The 15,710-nt window shown below is 55.1% G+C and carries 10 protein-coding genes; 7 read left to right on the forward strand and 3 right to left on the reverse strand.

Translation table 11 applies throughout. The features are described from left to right. Positions 1 to 41: 41 nt before the first annotated feature. The gene (locus C8R31_RS00305) at positions 42 to 428 is read left to right on the forward strand and encodes a TIR domain-containing protein (RefSeq protein WP_107692108.1); all 387 of its coding nucleotides are present in this window, start codon (positions 42 to 44) and stop codon (positions 426 to 428) included. Positions 429 to 632: 204 nt separating this feature from the next. Here C8R31_RS00305 and C8R31_RS00310 read toward each other — a convergent pair whose 3' ends face one another. The 3 genes from C8R31_RS00310 to C8R31_RS00320 form a co-directional block, all read right to left on the reverse strand. Then, the gene (locus tag C8R31_RS00310; RefSeq protein ID WP_107692109.1) at positions 633 to 1,892 is read right to left on the reverse strand and encodes a hypothetical protein; all 1,260 of its coding nucleotides are present in this window, start codon (positions 1,890 to 1,892) and stop codon (positions 633 to 635) included. Between the two features lie 755 nt (positions 1,893 to 2,647). Next, on the reverse strand, positions 2,648 to 3,199 hold the full coding sequence (locus tag C8R31_RS00315) for a Slp family lipoprotein (protein ID WP_107692110.1): 552 nt from the start codon (positions 3,197 to 3,199) through the stop codon (positions 2,648 to 2,650). A gap of 128 nt (positions 3,200 to 3,327) precedes the next feature. After that, the gene (locus tag C8R31_RS00320) at positions 3,328 to 4,206 is read right to left on the reverse strand and encodes an alpha/beta fold hydrolase (RefSeq protein WP_181320311.1); all 879 of its coding nucleotides are present in this window, start codon (positions 4,204 to 4,206) and stop codon (positions 3,328 to 3,330) included. Positions 4,207 to 5,692: 1,486 nt separating this feature from the next. Here C8R31_RS00320 and ovoA point away from each other — a divergent pair. From ovoA to cphA, 6 genes are all read left to right on the forward strand, one after another. After that, positions 5,693 to 7,888 carry a 5-histidylcysteine sulfoxide synthase gene (gene ovoA / locus C8R31_RS00330; protein ID WP_181320313.1) on the forward strand — a complete coding sequence of 732 codons (2,196 nt, stop codon included), beginning with the start codon at positions 5,693 to 5,695 and terminating at the stop codon, positions 7,886 to 7,888. Next, on the forward strand, positions 7,885 to 9,087 hold the full coding sequence (locus tag C8R31_RS00335; RefSeq protein WP_258192466.1) for a MalY/PatB family protein: 1,203 nt from the start codon (positions 7,885 to 7,887) through the stop codon (positions 9,085 to 9,087). Before ovoA ends, C8R31_RS00335 begins: the two co-directional genes overlap by 4 nt. Before the next feature lie 85 nt (positions 9,088 to 9,172). Next, positions 9,173 to 10,072, forward strand: coding sequence for a DMT family transporter (locus C8R31_RS00340; RefSeq protein ID WP_258192528.1), 900 nt, complete (start codon positions 9,173 to 9,175; stop codon positions 10,070 to 10,072). Between the two features lie 83 nt (positions 10,073 to 10,155). Then, a complete protein-coding gene (locus C8R31_RS00345) occupies positions 10,156 to 12,495 on the forward strand; it encodes an ABC transporter transmembrane domain-containing protein (protein ID WP_107692113.1) in 2,340 nt (779 codons plus the stop codon). Further along, positions 12,488 to 12,961: a DUF1854 domain-containing protein gene (locus C8R31_RS00350; RefSeq protein ID WP_107692114.1), complete on the forward strand. Its 474-nt coding sequence runs from the start codon at positions 12,488 to 12,490 to the stop codon at positions 12,959 to 12,961. Before C8R31_RS00345 ends, C8R31_RS00350 begins: the two co-directional genes overlap by 8 nt. A gap of 431 nt (positions 12,962 to 13,392) precedes the next feature. Then, entirely contained in the window at positions 13,393 to 15,696 is a 2,304-nt protein-coding gene (gene cphA, locus C8R31_RS00355) for a cyanophycin synthetase (protein ID WP_107692115.1), read from the forward strand. Positions 15,697 to 15,710: the final 14 nt, after the last annotated feature.

Genomic DNA, 15,710 nt, shown 5'->3' on the forward strand with positions numbered 1-15,710 from the left:
AGGGGCTCGAAACATACAAAACGCAAGGAGGAACGAACTTAATGGCTTCAACAAACAAAGTCTTTATTAGCTTTGCCCTGAGGGATATAAAGCTGCGCGACCAACTTCTTGAGCAATTGAATAAGGAGCAGACAGGATTAACCTTCGTGGACATGCCGGTCAAGCAGTCATGGGAACCGGCGTGGAAGGAGGAGTGCCGGGAAAAAGTTACCGACTGTGATGGAGTGATTGGCCTGGTAACAAAAAATATTGTCCGGGCAGATGGTCAGCTATGGGAACTACGCTGCGCTTATGAAGGCAAGATGCCGGTCCTGCTCATTCACGGGGATAATGAAAAACTACCCTCCAAACTTCCTGACCCTGTGAATGATCGCGAAATTGATGCCTGGACTTCATCCACTATTTCAGCATTCCTAAAAAGGTTGTGAGGCAATATTGACCACCAGCAAAAAGAAATGACCAATATGGGAAAGTATTTACTTGATGCATGCTCTCGGCAGGTCTCGTTTTCCTGCCGAGGTCGTTGCTGCTTTCATTAGCTTCTTTCCAGTCCATGCGTGTTATCGCCACGCATAAATACGGGGCGCTTCAAGACACTCTTTACCCGTGCCGAAGATTGCCAGGCAGCAACCCTAACGCAATATTCGTAAATCTGCGACTCGGTGCTCGATCTTCTGCATCACTGCACGGTAGGCTGGCGAATCAATTTCGGTAAAGCGGCGTTTGAATTCCGCCTCTGACAAGTATTCGGGAAGATCCTTCCACTCCGGCATCAGATCCCTATCTTCAATTCCCGATGCCATCTGGCCTCGCAGGTCCCGTGCGGAGTCTTCGCTAGCCACCGCCTTTTCACCGAATTTCGTACCCGCTCGGTCAGCGGCAATGTCATTGAATGAGAATCCGCTACCATAACGCGAGTCATCGATTTCCTTATACAAGCCGATTGCGTCTGCAAGCGCCGTGTCCGCATAGGCGGCGATAGCAGCGGACACCATGAAGTGCTTTGCAAAATCATCACGTCCGTCAAGCGTGATCTTTTGAGGCGGGGGATGAGGCCACCTTGCTGCCTCCGGTAGCAGTTTTTCGAGGGAAATCCCCAGCACGTGGAAAGTCGCGACTAAAATCATCGCGCGATTATCCGCCATCGCCTCTCCCGCCGATTGAGCGGGGGACGTGCCGCGCGCTAATTGCGACAGGATGGTTGCTAGGGATCCAACCCCTCCGTTTCGGGTGCTGTTTGCCGCCAGCAGAGACTGATAGCTAAGTAGCCGCCCGCGTTCATGCTCGTCAACCATCGACGCTTTCATGTCATGTGGGAAAGCATCGATCCAACGGTAAACAACGACCAGTTCGTCCCTCGATATTCTGATTTGTCGCAGCGCGTCGAACCCGGCCCAATATTCGGAGTCGCGGCGTAGCCAATCTTCGACCCGAAGAGCGATTAATTCAGTAAATGCATCGGGAAGTGGTAGTTTCCCGATACGTACGGACCGAAGCGCCGGAAGCCCATCTGTCTGAAGGAGGGTGCCCTCAAGGTTCAAATAGCCGTTAATGGCAGGCAGGGCTGTTGAAGTCATCGGCAGGCTGAGGCGGATGATGGCACTGCGGTCTGCAACAGCTACTTGGGCACTGCCATTCCCTAGACGGCTTGCCAGGTAATTCGCCGCTAAATCGGCGTCCGCCGGTCTGACTCTAGCTACCGCAAGCATTCCGGGGCTCGCCCGATGGCGATGTGTATCGATGATCGCTTTGGCACGACCCACATGTTCAGGCGTGAGAATCACCTTACGGTCGGTACGAGGTCGATCTTCGATGGCTAACCAAAGGATAGTCAGCAGCGCCAGAGGTACAGCAACCAGCACGCCAACGACAGGAAGGGCATATTTTCGCATGCAATCTCGTTTGTTTTCGCCCGATACCTGATTTGGAAAAACCAAACTCTTAAGCCAACTGTTCGGACCACAATGCAGCGATAGAAATCAGACGCTCGCCGGCAAACAATGACAATTAACACAGCGCAGGAGCGGGAGCAAGGCCTTCGGTTGAGCTTCTGATTCTGAGAAGCATCGAATGCTCTTGGCGGGCGACACCAATGGAGAAAAAGGCGTACAGCACAGGAGCCACCTCAGCCGTGGTTATTGAAGCTCGGACTAACGTTCTGGGTCTGCCTTCTCGGACTCCTCGTGAAGGAGCGGTCGAGGCAGTCTACGGTGCGCCTCGGGGCGCGTTTGGGGTGGCGCTGTCGCGTGCTTGCGACCGTAGCCCGGTGCTTGCGACCGTAGCCCGGTGCCTGCGTCCGAATCTGGGCGTACGGGAGCAACCCTTGAACAACTCCTTCACGTAGCGCATTGCTGGGAAATTGGGACGATCACAAGGCATCCACCATCCTTACGGAGGTCGTAGGCTGGGTCTACGACACGACCGCAAGGAGTCGACGCGGTGAGCCGCTCGATTTGGCCGCAACCCTAACGGATATGCCTTCGCGGATGGTCTGCTTTGTCACGCTTCCTAGAACACTTCCTGGACAGGCGCCGGCCATTGGATCATCCGTTCACGTCGTTGCCTTTCGGCCCTCCGCAAAACCTAACGTTGCGCTCGTGAGACTTGCAGGAGGCTCCTTGGAAATAACTAATGGCTGAGTTATTGTTTACCAGTACGGCCGGCCGTATCCCCCCCAGTATGGACCGTAATAGCCGTATCCGTAATATGGACTCATACCCCAGGGGCCCCAGCCACCATAGCCTCCGTAACCATAGCCGTATGGATTGGCTTGATAAATCGGCCACATATATATGGCCGTGGAGGACAGCAGCGGCAGCCGGACTGTCTTTTTGCCTATTTGGCGTTCAATATCGCCTTCCAATTCTCCGGCAACGGTAATTTCCCGGTCCTTTTTATACACTGCGGGATCAAGAAATTCGGCGCTTTTTACAACAAAACGCCCCTCGCTTTGTTTTGTCGATTGAGGGCGGCCGGTGTAGTCCAGCGGATAGGACAATACCTGTACCAGAGTTTCGTTTTCTTCATTCTCAACATCGATTATTACTCCACCCCATCGCACAAGAGTACCTTTATAACTGTTCGGGTCCGTACTGGCCTGCGTATAGGAGAGTTTCGATACAGGCACATTTTTCACCGCCGCGGGAAGTCCGGCACAGGCGCTCAAAAATGCGCATAGTGGCAATACATAGAGTCTCATGTTTGGTCCCCTTTGATTTCAAAAGTGCATGCCCGCCGACGCGCATCAGCCATTGCAAGCGTAGTACGAAACATTAGACAGTTATCACGAGTGATGATTCCAGTACGAGCTTAATGTAGAGGCTGATTTCAGGTATCTTTCCGGCCCCGGAGAAAATTGACAAGCATGCGGTTAACTTCAGCAGGCGCTTCATTTTGTACCCAATGGCTCGAATCCGGTATTCGATGTATACAAACGCGAGGCGCTACCTCATCGAGCCCATCGAGGAGTTCAATTCCGAGCGCGGGATCAAGCTCTCCCCAGATCACCAGAGTTTCAGCCTGGATGGGCATGAGGATTGCAGACTTACCCATTGTCGCCATGGTTACATTCGCCCGATAGTAATTCAGCGCCGCGGTGAGGGCGCCCGGCGAGGCGAGAGCCTGGATGTATTGTTCGATATCTTCCGTGTTGAAAGCCAGTTTCCGCGCTTGGCCCCGCTCGAACATCTTCCTCAGTACCCGATAGTTTCGCGACGACAGAACAAACTCGGGTAAGCGCTGCAATAAAAAGAACAGGACATACCAACTTCTGAGCATTTGTCGGGGGTATCGCACCTTTTGAAAGTAAATTTTCAAATGGGGAGCGTTGAGTATGATGAGTTTGTCCACCAGTTGCGGATATTGACCCGCGAACATCCACGCGATAACGCCGCCCCAGTCGTGTCCAACGATATGCGACCTTGAATAACCGGTTGCATGCACCAGGGCGGCCACGTCTCTTACCAGATGTTCCAGTCGATAGGCATTTTTATCTTGCGGGCGGCCCGAGAGGTTATATCCGCGCAAATCGGGCACAAGCACGGAAAAGCCGGCGTCCGCCAAGACCGGTATTTGCCGTCGCCATGAGTGCCAATTTTCAGGAAAGCCGTGAAGCAAAATAACCGGCGGACCTATTCCAGCCCTCACGACATGCAACTGGACGCCATCTGCCAGGATGTGTTCATGATGAAATGACGCTTCTGTCAATGCATTACTCTCAAGCTCCGCCTTTCGCTGCCAAGGGCTCCGTCGCGGGATTCGCTCTTCACTATTCTCGGCAAAGAAGGCGAGACCAGCATTGGATGGCGCCCTATCAGGCGTGACCCACACCGGTTACCAATCGAGCGCCCAATGAAGTAAAAATAAAAAGCCCGGCTTCCAGCGGGTTTCTGAGCGAGCAGGTCTAACGTCATAAAATATTTCTGCGGCGACCTTGCGTAGAGTATTTCAGAAATATTTGTTGAAACGGGGGAGGCGATGAACTGCCCCAACGCCACGCCATCACATGCTACGCTGCCGAGAATAGCTGGATCTGCTTGAGCTATGCCTGGAGGCCTTCAGCGAAGGTGGAGCATCCGCTTCCCAGGTGCGTCGGACTTTAGGAGCTCGTTTCTTGTTGGTGCTTTCCTCCAGCCACCTGTCAAATTCTTCTGCCTCATACCCTAATACATCAATATTTCTGAGTTTCTTCATCGAACGTTCCTATTGAGAAAGAGTTGTCAAAAATACGGACTGCATTATTAAAGGGAATGCAGAGGGGTGCCAGCCCGGATCAAGACGTAATGTTGGCGTCTGAATGAGTACCACGACCGCAATATATAATCTCAGTACGGGCAAGATATGTGCGGTCCCCAACTTATGAAGAGGAGTTTTTCCACATTGACGATGCGGCTCCAGGTAGGGCACATCATCCCTTCCCCCCACGAATATCAGTGAGCGTGCCACTGTGCGAAAGCCTCTAACCATGGCGCGCACACCCATGTACTGAAGGGCACCATGACATTGGGCGGCAAACAAGATCTCGGAGGGTACTGTGATCCGGTGGCTCCACTGCCGGGCTTGCAACAGTGGGTGAGGTTGACGTTCAGCTGGTCTATCGTTAGACTGAGGCACCTATCCGGCGACTACGGCCGGTCCAATGCCATTTTTGCTGCGGTCCACATCGAAATTATTCTGCATGACAGCAGAGAATATCATCCCCCAGCCGTTAACAACCTCTCTACGGCGTCGAAGGAGTCATGAAACGCAGTTCACTTGGGTCGAAGATCTGGCGCTGCACGGCCCACCGTTCATTTCGCAGGCCACATACCGGCATGCCGAGGGGCCGGTTATAATGATAAGAACTAAAGGCGTGGACGGAATTGCGGAACTCACTTCCCTCATTGCAATCAAATTCCAGGATAAGTCGCTTCCCCCTTGATGCTCGTCCAACGACCTTCTAGTTTACTAGTTCGCGTTTTGACAGACAGCTCGTCCTGAAACGCTTGAGTAGATCCTTACACCTTTAACAAACTTCTATTCGTTCGCTCTATGCCAGCTCTTCGAATCGGCATGGCCAAGCCATTGTTCCATACGCGTCAATTCCGCAGTACACGTCCAATAAACGCAGTACACCTCGACTATGTTGAGGTGGCGTTTCAGGTGTTAAACTTCTCGTTTAATCTTTATTAGATAACTCGCATCGAGGTTGAACATGAATTTGAATGATGCACGAAAAGTTATGCTGCGGCCTGAGTCAGCCTCTTCGGCAAACTCGGCAAACCCGACGTTGAGGGTGCTGCCGGAACAGCTTTTCCCGAGAACCCCCATCCTCACCAGCGGCGATGTCGCCGCGAAGCGGGAGGAGATACGGCATTATTTCCATGCCACGCTCGATCGCTACGAGCAACTCTTCGAAACATTACAGGGCGATGAGGCCTATTTCAAAAAACCGATTTCGTTGCGCCATCCGTTGATCTTCTACCTGGGTCACACCTCGACTTTTTTCACCAACAAACTGGTGCTTGCGGGGCTAATGACGGAGCGTATCAATCCCAGGATGGAATCAATGTTTGCGGTGGGCGTCGATGAAATGAGCTGGGATGATCTGAATACCACTCACTACGATTGGCCGTCCGTTGACGAGGTACGCGCTTACCGGGGTACGGTGCGTCGCATCGTCGACAAACTGATTACGGATACACCACTTACCCTACCCATCGGCTGGGATAGTCCGTGGTGGACGATCCTGATGGGTATCGAACATGAGCGGATCCATCTGGAGACGTCATCCGTGCTGATCCGGCAGCATGCGCTTGAGTACGTGCGACGCCATTCCGCATGGGAACCGTATAAAAAATCCGGACAGGCGCCCGAAAATCAATTGATCGATATCCCGGAAGGTATTGTGCGGCTGGGTAAAATGAAGACCGATCCGGCGTACGGATGGGACAATGAGTATGGCAAACATATAGCGGAAGTTGCTGCCTTCCAGGCGGGCAAGTACCTCGTGAGTAACGGGGAATTTCTTGCTTTTGTTCAGGCAGGCGGTTACAGCGATGAAAATTTCTGGGAAGAGGAGGGCCACGCGTGGCGATGTCATACTCGCGCAGAACATCCCACCTTCTGGATCAGGCACGGCTCGGGCTGGAATCTGCGCTTGATGACCATGGAAATACCCATGCCCTGGGATTGGCCGGTGGAAGTGAATTACCACGAAGCCAAAGCCTTCTGCAACTGGAAAGCGGCAACCAGCGGCCAAACCTACAGATTGCCGACGGAAGATGAATGGTACCGGCTATATGATATGGCTGGGTTGTCGGAGGTCCCGCATACGGAGCCCGCTCGCGCCAACATCCATCTTGACCACTGGGCCTCCAGTTGCCCCGTGAACGAATTTGCCCATGGAGAGTTCTACGATGTGGTCGGTAACGTCTGGCAATGGACGGAGACCCCGATCTATCCCTTTGAAGGTTTCGATATTCATCCCCATTATGACGATTTCACGACGCCAACCTTCGATGGCCGACATAATATGATCAAAGGCGGTTCGTGGATGTCATGTGGCAATGAATCCCTGAACAGCGCCCGCTATGCATTCCGTCGACATTTTTTTCAGCACGCGGGATTTCGTTACGTGATTGCGGAGGCGCCAGCTGTGCAGCAGGGATCTCACTACGAAACCGACAAGCTTTTGTCTGAATACGCCGAATTCCATTATGGCGACAGTTACTTTGGCGTCCCGAACTTCCCGAAGGCGCTGGCGGAACTCGCTATTGCCGCCATCAAAGATAAACCAGCGTACAGGGCGCTCGATCTCGGCTGCGCGTCGGGACGTGCGACTTTTGAATTGGCCCGTCATTTTGACGATGTTACAGGGATAGATTTCTCCGCACGTTTCATCGGACAGGGTGTCCAGCTTGCTCAGCAGGGTGCGCTGCGCTATACCCTCGCGGATGAGGGCGATCTTGTTTTTTACCGGGAGCGGACGCTTGCGGGGCTTGGGCTGGGTGACGTGAAGCATAAGGTGGCGTTTTACCAAGGCGACGCCTGTAATCTCAAGCCCCTGTTTAGCGGATACGACCTCATCCTTGCTGCGAATCTGATTGATCGCCTTTATGACCCGGCCAAGCTCCTGAGGAATATACACATGCGTCTCAATCCTGGGGGTCTGTTAATGATTGCTTCGCCCTATACCTGGCTGGAGGAACATACCAAGCGGGAAGCATGGATTGGCGGCTTCAAGCGGGATGGCGAAAGCTTCGGTACCCTCGACGGGTTGAAAGAAATGCTCGGCGCCAATTTCAGACTCATTCAAGGGCCGCAGGAGGTGCCATTTGTGATCCGCGAAACTCGGCGCAAATTTCAGCATACACTCTCCGAAGTGACGATCTGGGAGCGGATTGCTTGAGCCTAGGCCCTGTTTCGGGCTACGACTTTGACAGCGAGATCGATCGCGGTGGTACCGCCAGTCTGAAGTATGACGGGCGTACGAAAATGTTTGGCAGGGAGGACGTCATACCCCTGTGGGTAGCTGATATGGATTTCGCGGCACCTCCTGCCGTCACCCGGGCACTTTCGCATCGCGCCGCCCATCCTGTTTACGGTTACACGCTTTTTCCGGATAGCCTGTACCAATCCCTGATAGAGTGGTTATGGCGCCGTCATGGCTGGGAGGTGCACCGCGACTGGATCATGATGTGTCCTGGCGTCGTGCCGTCGTTGCATGCTTCTGTCATGGCATTTGCCGAACCGGGCGAGCAGGTCATCGTGCAGCCGCCTGTCTATTTTCCCTTTTTCTCGGCCGTCACGAGTACCGGCAGACAACTTGCACATAGCCCGTTGCGTCTCGGAGACAGCCGTTATGAGGTCGATTTCGATCAACTGGAGCAACGTGCGGCGACGGCCCGCCTGTTATTGCTATGTTCTCCGCATAACCCCGTCGGCAGGGTATGGAGCAAGCCGGAACTGCAACACATCCTGCGAATTGCGGAGAAACACGATCTTGTCATTTTTTCGGATGACATTCACGCGGATCTGGTTTATCCCGGCAACAGGCATCACATGCTTGCGGCTCTGTCAGAAGGTTCGGCCCGGATCGTCACAGCTGTTGCCCCCAGTAAGACGTTCAATATTCCCGGTCTGAATCTTTCTGCGCTCATCGTGCCTGATGCGGACTCCCGGATAGCGCTCGCTCGGGTACTCGATATGATGCACATCAGCGCATCCAATCCCTTCAGCATCGCCGCTTTCGAGGCAGCTTACCTGGACGGTGGCGCGTGGTTGGATGCGCTAGTGGTTTATCTTCGGGAAACGCGTGATTTTGTTGCCGGATATCTCGCGGCGGACGTGCCGGAAATCCGGCTTCTCGAACCCGAGGGTACCTATCTGCTGTGGCTGGATTGCCGTGCGCTAAAAGTCGACCTGGGTATGGATGATGCACAGCTCCGGCGCTTCTTCGTACAGGAAGCTGGCGTGGGCATGAGCCCCGGCACACTGTTTGGCGATACGGGCACCGGTTTTATGCGGATGAATATAGGCGCTCCGCGCCATGTCATCCGGACCGCTCTGGAAAAAATTAGGAAAGCGCGAGATAAGGCAAAACCATGAATCGGCTCCGGGTAGAAGTTTCCAAATATGTCCCCCACTCCAAAATGAACCTGTCCACGGGTTCCTCCGCATTATAAGTGCACCGATAAATTCCCGTAGCGGCTGGGTTGCTGTTTTCCTTACCATATGCATCTGGACGGGTTTTATTCTTGTTTCCCGTCATGGTGGCACGGGGGCACTCACCAGTTGGGATATCGTGTCCCTTCGTTTTGGCGCGGGTGCGCTGATTGCCGCCCTTTGTCTGCCGTATGTCAGGCTGCCACCCCTCCGGGTGATTGCGCTGTTTTCGTTGTATGGGGGCATTGGCTATGCGAGCGTCGTATATGCCGCTTTCCGCATGGGTCCCGCGGCGCACGCTTCTGTGCTGCTGCCCGGCGCATTGCCTTTTCTGACGGCGATAATTGCCTGGCTGTGGTTAGGCGAAAAACCGATGCCGCGTCGCGCCGTCGCGCTGGTTATCGTCCTCGCGGGTATCATGCTGACTACTGCCGATTCGTTTTCACGCGGTCCGCAACTCACCAGCACGCTGATTTTGGGCGATCTGCTTTTTCTCTGTGGCTCATCATTGTGGGCGGTATTTACGCTGTTGCTTGGCCGTTATGCGGTGACGCCCCTTGCCGCAACGGTGTCAACCACCCTGGGTAGCGCCTTGCTTTACCTGCCGCTGTGGTGGTTGTTCCTGCCCAGCAACATCGATCAGGCGCCGGTCAGCGAAATAGCCACTCAAGCGTTATACCAGGGTGTGCTGGTCGTGTTTGTCGCCATGCTGCTCTATACCTTCGCGGTGCGCTGTCTGGGAACCCAGACAGTCGCCTTGCTGATGGCCTTTGTGCCGGTTCTCTCTGCCCTTGCCGCCGTGCCTCTTCTAGGCGAGGCATTGTCCATGACCACATTGGCAGGATTGGGAGCAGTAACCGCAGGCGCAGTGCTGGGTGCGCGGCAGCATCAGTCACTACGACCGCCAGGTGAGTGCAAGGTAACATAACACCACCGATGAGGTGAGAATGTCTGGCCGACGTTCGCGCCATTTCCAATCGCGCCAGCCCTGATTCGCTCTACGCGCAAAAGATGACCAAACTCAATCCTTCTCTGCCGGCGGGCGCCCCCCCCAACATTTCCTTCTCGGTTTTGCCAGTGGCGTGGGCGGCGCAGGTTGAGCCCCGACTGTCCCCGGAAGAGAAGGTGCTGGCCTGGCTGGAAACCGATCTTGATGCACAGTTAGATTTCTCATCCGGGCTGGTAATAGTTACCAATAAACGATTATTAGCCAAAACCGGAAGTGATGCCAACTGGCAGGACTGGCCGTACCGGCGAGGACTGAGGCTGGGGCGCCACGATCATTCGGGGGTGGGCAGGCTTGAGCTTATTGATGAGGAATCGCTGCTTACGCGCTGGCGCTACACACTGGGACAAGATAGTGCAGCGCGGCGTCTTGTTGAACATTTTGCCCAGCAACTCAACTTCCAGCTTACCGGCGAACTTCCCCACGCGGACGCCGAGGCTGAGGCCGTGTGTCCCCGTTGCCGCGCGGTGCTTGACACGCCGTTGCCGCCGGGTCAAGAGGAATGCGCCACCTGCCGCGGTCAAAGCGTCATCCCACCTTCCACGTGGACGCTGTTCCGTTTGTGGCGTTTCGCGAAACCTTATAGATGGCAACTGCTCGCGGGTTTTATGCTGACGCTTGGCAGTACGGCGGCTGCGCTGGTGCCGCCCTACATGACGATGCCGCTGATGGATAACGTACTGATTCCCTATCAGAACGGCAAGCCGATCGACGTAAATCTGGTGACATTTTACCTTACCGGGCTGCTTGGCGCCGCAGTGCTGGCGTGGGTGCTCGGCTGGGCCCGGACTTATATGCTGGCGCGGATCTCGGAACGTATCGGGGCCGACCTTCGTAGTGCCACCTATGAACATCTCCTCAAACTCTCGCACGCATATTTCGGTGGAAAACGCACCGGTGACCTGATGGCGCGTATCGGGTCGGAAACCGACCGTCTCAATGTTTTCCTGTCGCTTCACCTGCTTGATTTCGCCACTGACGTTCTAATGATCGGCATGACGGTGATTATTCTGGTGTCGATCAACCCGATGCTTGCGCTGGTCACGTTGGCCCCGCTGCCGATCATTGCTTGGTTAATTCATATGGTCCGCGACCGATTGCGCACGGGGTTTGAGAAAGTTGACCGGGTCTGGGCCGAAGTCACCAGCGTGCTGGCCGATACCATTCCCGGCGTACGCGTTGTCAAGGCATTTGCGCAGGAGAAGCGCGAGGCAGCGCGTTTCCGTGCGGCTAACGACCGCAATCTGGAAGTCAACGACCGGGTCAACAAGGTCTGGTCATTATTTACGCCCACGGTTACGTTGCTTACCGAGATCGGGTTGCTGGTGGTATGGATATTTGGTATCTGGTTGGTTTCGAAAGATGAAATCACGGTGGGAGTACTCACCGCCTTTCTTACCTATATCAGCCGTTTCTATCTGCGGCTGGATTCAATGAGCCGCATTGTCTCGTTTACGCAGAAAGCGGCGGCGGGCACCAAACGCATCTTTGAGATTCTCGATCACGTTTCCAGCGTCCCCGAGCCTGCCCATCCCGGGCATCTGTCCGCCGTCGCCGGCCGTATCGAGTTATCCGGCGTCGGTTTTCGCTACGGCACCCGCAGCGTGATTCGAAACATCAGCCTGGTCGTTGAACCGGGCGAAATGATCGGCCTTGTCGGGCATAGCGGTTCCGGAAAAAGCACGCTCGTGAATCTGATCTGCCGCTTTTACGACGTTACCGAAGGCGCGATTCTGCTGGACGGAGTAGACATCCGCGCACTGCTGGTCGCGGAATATCGTAAGAATATCGGTCTCGTGCTTCAGGAGCCTTTCCTGTTTTTCGGAACGATCGCGGAAAATATTGCTTACGGTAAACCAGACGCGAGCCGCGAGGAGATCGTTGCCGCGGCGCGCGCTGCTCATGCCCATGAGTTCATCCTGCGCCTGCCCCACGGCTACGACTCCCTGGTCGGCGAGCGAGGTCAGGCGCTCTCGGGAGGTGAGCGGCAGCGGATCTCCATTGCCCGTGCCCTGCTGATCGACCCCCCCATCCTGATTCTCGACGAAGCCACGTCATCGGTTGATACGACCACTGAGAAGGAAATTCAGAAGGCGCTGGAAAACCTGGTACGCGGCCGTACGACAATCGCTATCGCCCATCGTCTTTCCACGCTGCAGCATGCGCATCGGCTGGTCGTGTTGGACCGCGGCAGCGTCGTGGAGATCGGCAATCACGATACGCTAATGGAACGGGAAGGGCACTATTACCGTCTTTATCAGGCGCAGGCACGCAACATCGACACCGAGGATAATTTGCGTGGGCCCAGCATGGATCCCAAGCACAGGACAGCCGCCAATGAGTGACAACGCATCTTACCAATTGAGCCGTAACCTTTTCGGACGACTGGTGCTCACGGAGGCAAATGGCGCCGCTCGGGAAGGGGTCGTCCCGATACGCGCATTTCCAATCACTGCGCCGGACAGAGCCATCGCCCTCATCGATCAGCATGGCCAGGAACTGGCCTGGATCGAACAGCTGAGCGATTTACCCGAGGCGTTACGTGAAATTGTGGAAGCGGAACTGGCCGCCCGCGAATTCATTCCCGAAATCCGGCGCATTCGCGACGTCTCGGGTTTCGCCACTCCCAGCGCATGGAGCGTGGAAACGGATCGGGGCAATACGTCCTTCATCCTTAAAGGTGAAGAAGATATCCGCCGCCTGGCCCCGCCGTCTCTACTAATTGCCGACAGCCACGGGGTTCAGTTCCTGATCCGCGACCGTTTCGCCCTAGATTCTCACAGCCGCAAGATTCTGGACCGTTTTCTATAAACCCGCCGGAAAGCCGGATCAGCTGTTGGACAAGAAGAAGGGGATAAACCTTTGCCGGCTCAGGCGCTGCCTTTGCCCGTTACCATGCCTGCGTATTAACCAAACCAGTGCTCGACGAACGAAATCCCTGCAAACCGCTGTCGTTGCGAGGAGACAGAAATATTCATTATGCTTCAACGGGTTCACATCAATTTCACAAACCTTTGTCCAGAAACAGCGACATGTTCCAACGCGGGTTCTGTTGAACCAATGGAACAAGCGATTGGTTTTACAGGAATATTAAATATGGCACGGGAAATGCTTAATTCTTCGCCGTTATGCTGACTCCGTGCTGCGGAACTATTTCCCTTAAAAAATTAAACGTGCACAGCTGTAAACCGTTTCCAGCGCACCGCGTTAGTTTAACGTTGATTCACTCCGTGTAAAACTCTATGCTGGCCAGTGCGAATACGAATACCGAGCATGTCGATAATAAAGATATCAAGTTTCTCGAAGTCCGCCACCTGAACGGTCCCAACATCTGGACACTTCGGCCAGTGCTGGAGGCAGTGGTTGATATAGGAGACCTGGAGGATTTCCCCTCCAATACCATTCCCGGGTTTTACGACCGGCTTTCTTCGTGGCTCCCTTCCCTTATCGAGCACCGTTGCAGCTACGGTGAGCGGGGCGGCTTTCTCCGGCGACTGGAGGAAGGGACATGGCCGGGCCATATACTTGAACATGTCACGCTTGAACTGCAGAATCTCGCCGGAATGCCAGGCGGTTTCGGCAGGGCTCGCGAGACCTCGCAGCGCGGCGTCTACAAGGTGACCGTGAGCGCGTGGCATGAGGATATCGCCCGCAGTGCCCTGTTTGCGGCGCGTGAATTGGTGCTGTCGGCGATGGGGTATCGGCAAGGCGATCATCCTTTTGACGTGAGGAATGCCGTTGAGCACCTGCGCGATATGGTGGACTCGTTGTGGCTGGGTCCGTCTACGGCTTGTATCGTCGAGGCTGCCTTAAGCCGTGGTATTCCCTCCATCCGCCTGCTGGCCAAAGGCAATCTTGTGCAACTCGGCTATGGCGTGCGCAGTCAGCGTATCTGGACTGCCGAAACAGACCGGACGGCCGCAATTGCAGAGACCATATCCCGCGACAAGGACTTGACCAAGGAACTGCTCAGGTCTTGCGGAGTTCCAGTTCCCGAGGGCCGCGTTGCTAACAGCGCGGAAGATGCCTGGGAAGCCGCGCAAGACATTGGTCTTCCCGTCGTCATCAAGCCGTGCGATGGCAACCATGGTCGTGGTGTTTTCATCGAGTTAAGCAAGCGCGAAGAAGTTGAGTCTGCCTATCATGTGGCGCTGAAAGAGGGGACGGGTGTGCTGGTGGAACGATACGTTCCTGGCACCGAGCACCGTCTGCTGGTCGTCGGCGGGCGCCTGGTGGCCGCAAACAGGGGCGACTCCGTATCGGTTACGGGGGATGGGAAGGCCACTTTCCGCGAGCTGATTCGCAACCAGATCAATTCCGACCCGCGGCGCGGGTCGACGGAAGATCACCCGCTTAACCTCATCAGCATCGACGGCGTGACAAGAATGGAAATCGCGCGGCAGGGCTTCACCGTTGATTCGATACCGCCAGCCGGTCTGGAGGTTTTGATTCAACGTAACGGCAACCACGCTTTCGACGTTACTGACGAAGTACATCCGAGCACTGCTGCTGCGGTCTCCCTTGCAGCCCGGGTGATAGGACTCGATATTGCCGGGATTGATCTCGTAGCACGGGATATTTCACGCCCCCTTGCTGAACAGGGTGGCGCTATCGTGGAGGTTAATGCCGGCCCCAGCTTGCTGATGCACATCAAACCTGCTGTCGGCGCACCTCGGCCAGTGGGCGAGGCAATCGTCGACCATCTCTTCCCGAACCATGAGGATGGCCGCATTCCAGTGGTTGGAATTACCGGCAGTCACGGCAAAACTACCGTAGCGCACATTATCGCGCACCTGCTCGCACTTTCCGGGAGGCATACGGGACTCGCTTGTAGTGACGGATTTTACCTGGACCGTCGGCAAGTCTTCAGTGGCGACCATGCCAAACGGAAAGCGGCCAACAACATGCTGACGAATCGTTCGGTTGAAGCCGCTGTTCTGGAAAACGGAGGCGATAGCATCCTGTGCGAAGGGCTGGCCTATGATGGTTGCCAAATTGGCGTCGTAACCAATGTGGAACTGGAGCGGCACTATGGAAGGCACGATATCCAAACGCCCAGGCAGGTGTTTGATGTGCTGCGCACTCAGGTTGACGTCGTGCTGCCGACCGGCGCAGCGGTACTTAACGCCAGAGAATTGTTACTGGTCGAGATGGCCGGGTTGTGCAACGGTGAAGTCATTTATTTCAGTGCGGACCCTGAGAGTCCTGTAATCAGCGCGCACCGTGAGCACGGCACCAACGGTCTTGGTTCCGTCCGGGGAACACGAGCGGTAATCGTTCGGGACAATGAAATTCTCCTTGCCAATGGTTCGAACGAGACACCGGTCGCCGCGCTGGCGGAAATTGCATTTGGCAACGACGTAGACGCACGTACAGAAGTGGAAAACATACTTGCGGGGGTGGCTGCCGCCTGGGCGTTTGGCATTGCGCCTGCTCTCATACGTCAGGGAATCAAAGATTTTTATCACGCCAGAGCAGATGCTCGTGCAATTGCTGAGACGGATAAAACCGGCGAGCAGAATCCGGCATTGGAACTTACATGCTGACCCGGAAACAACAG

Source organism: Nitrosospira sp. Nsp2 (assembly GCF_003050965.1).
Taxonomy (GTDB): Bacteria; Pseudomonadota; Gammaproteobacteria; order Burkholderiales; family Nitrosomonadaceae; genus Nitrosospira.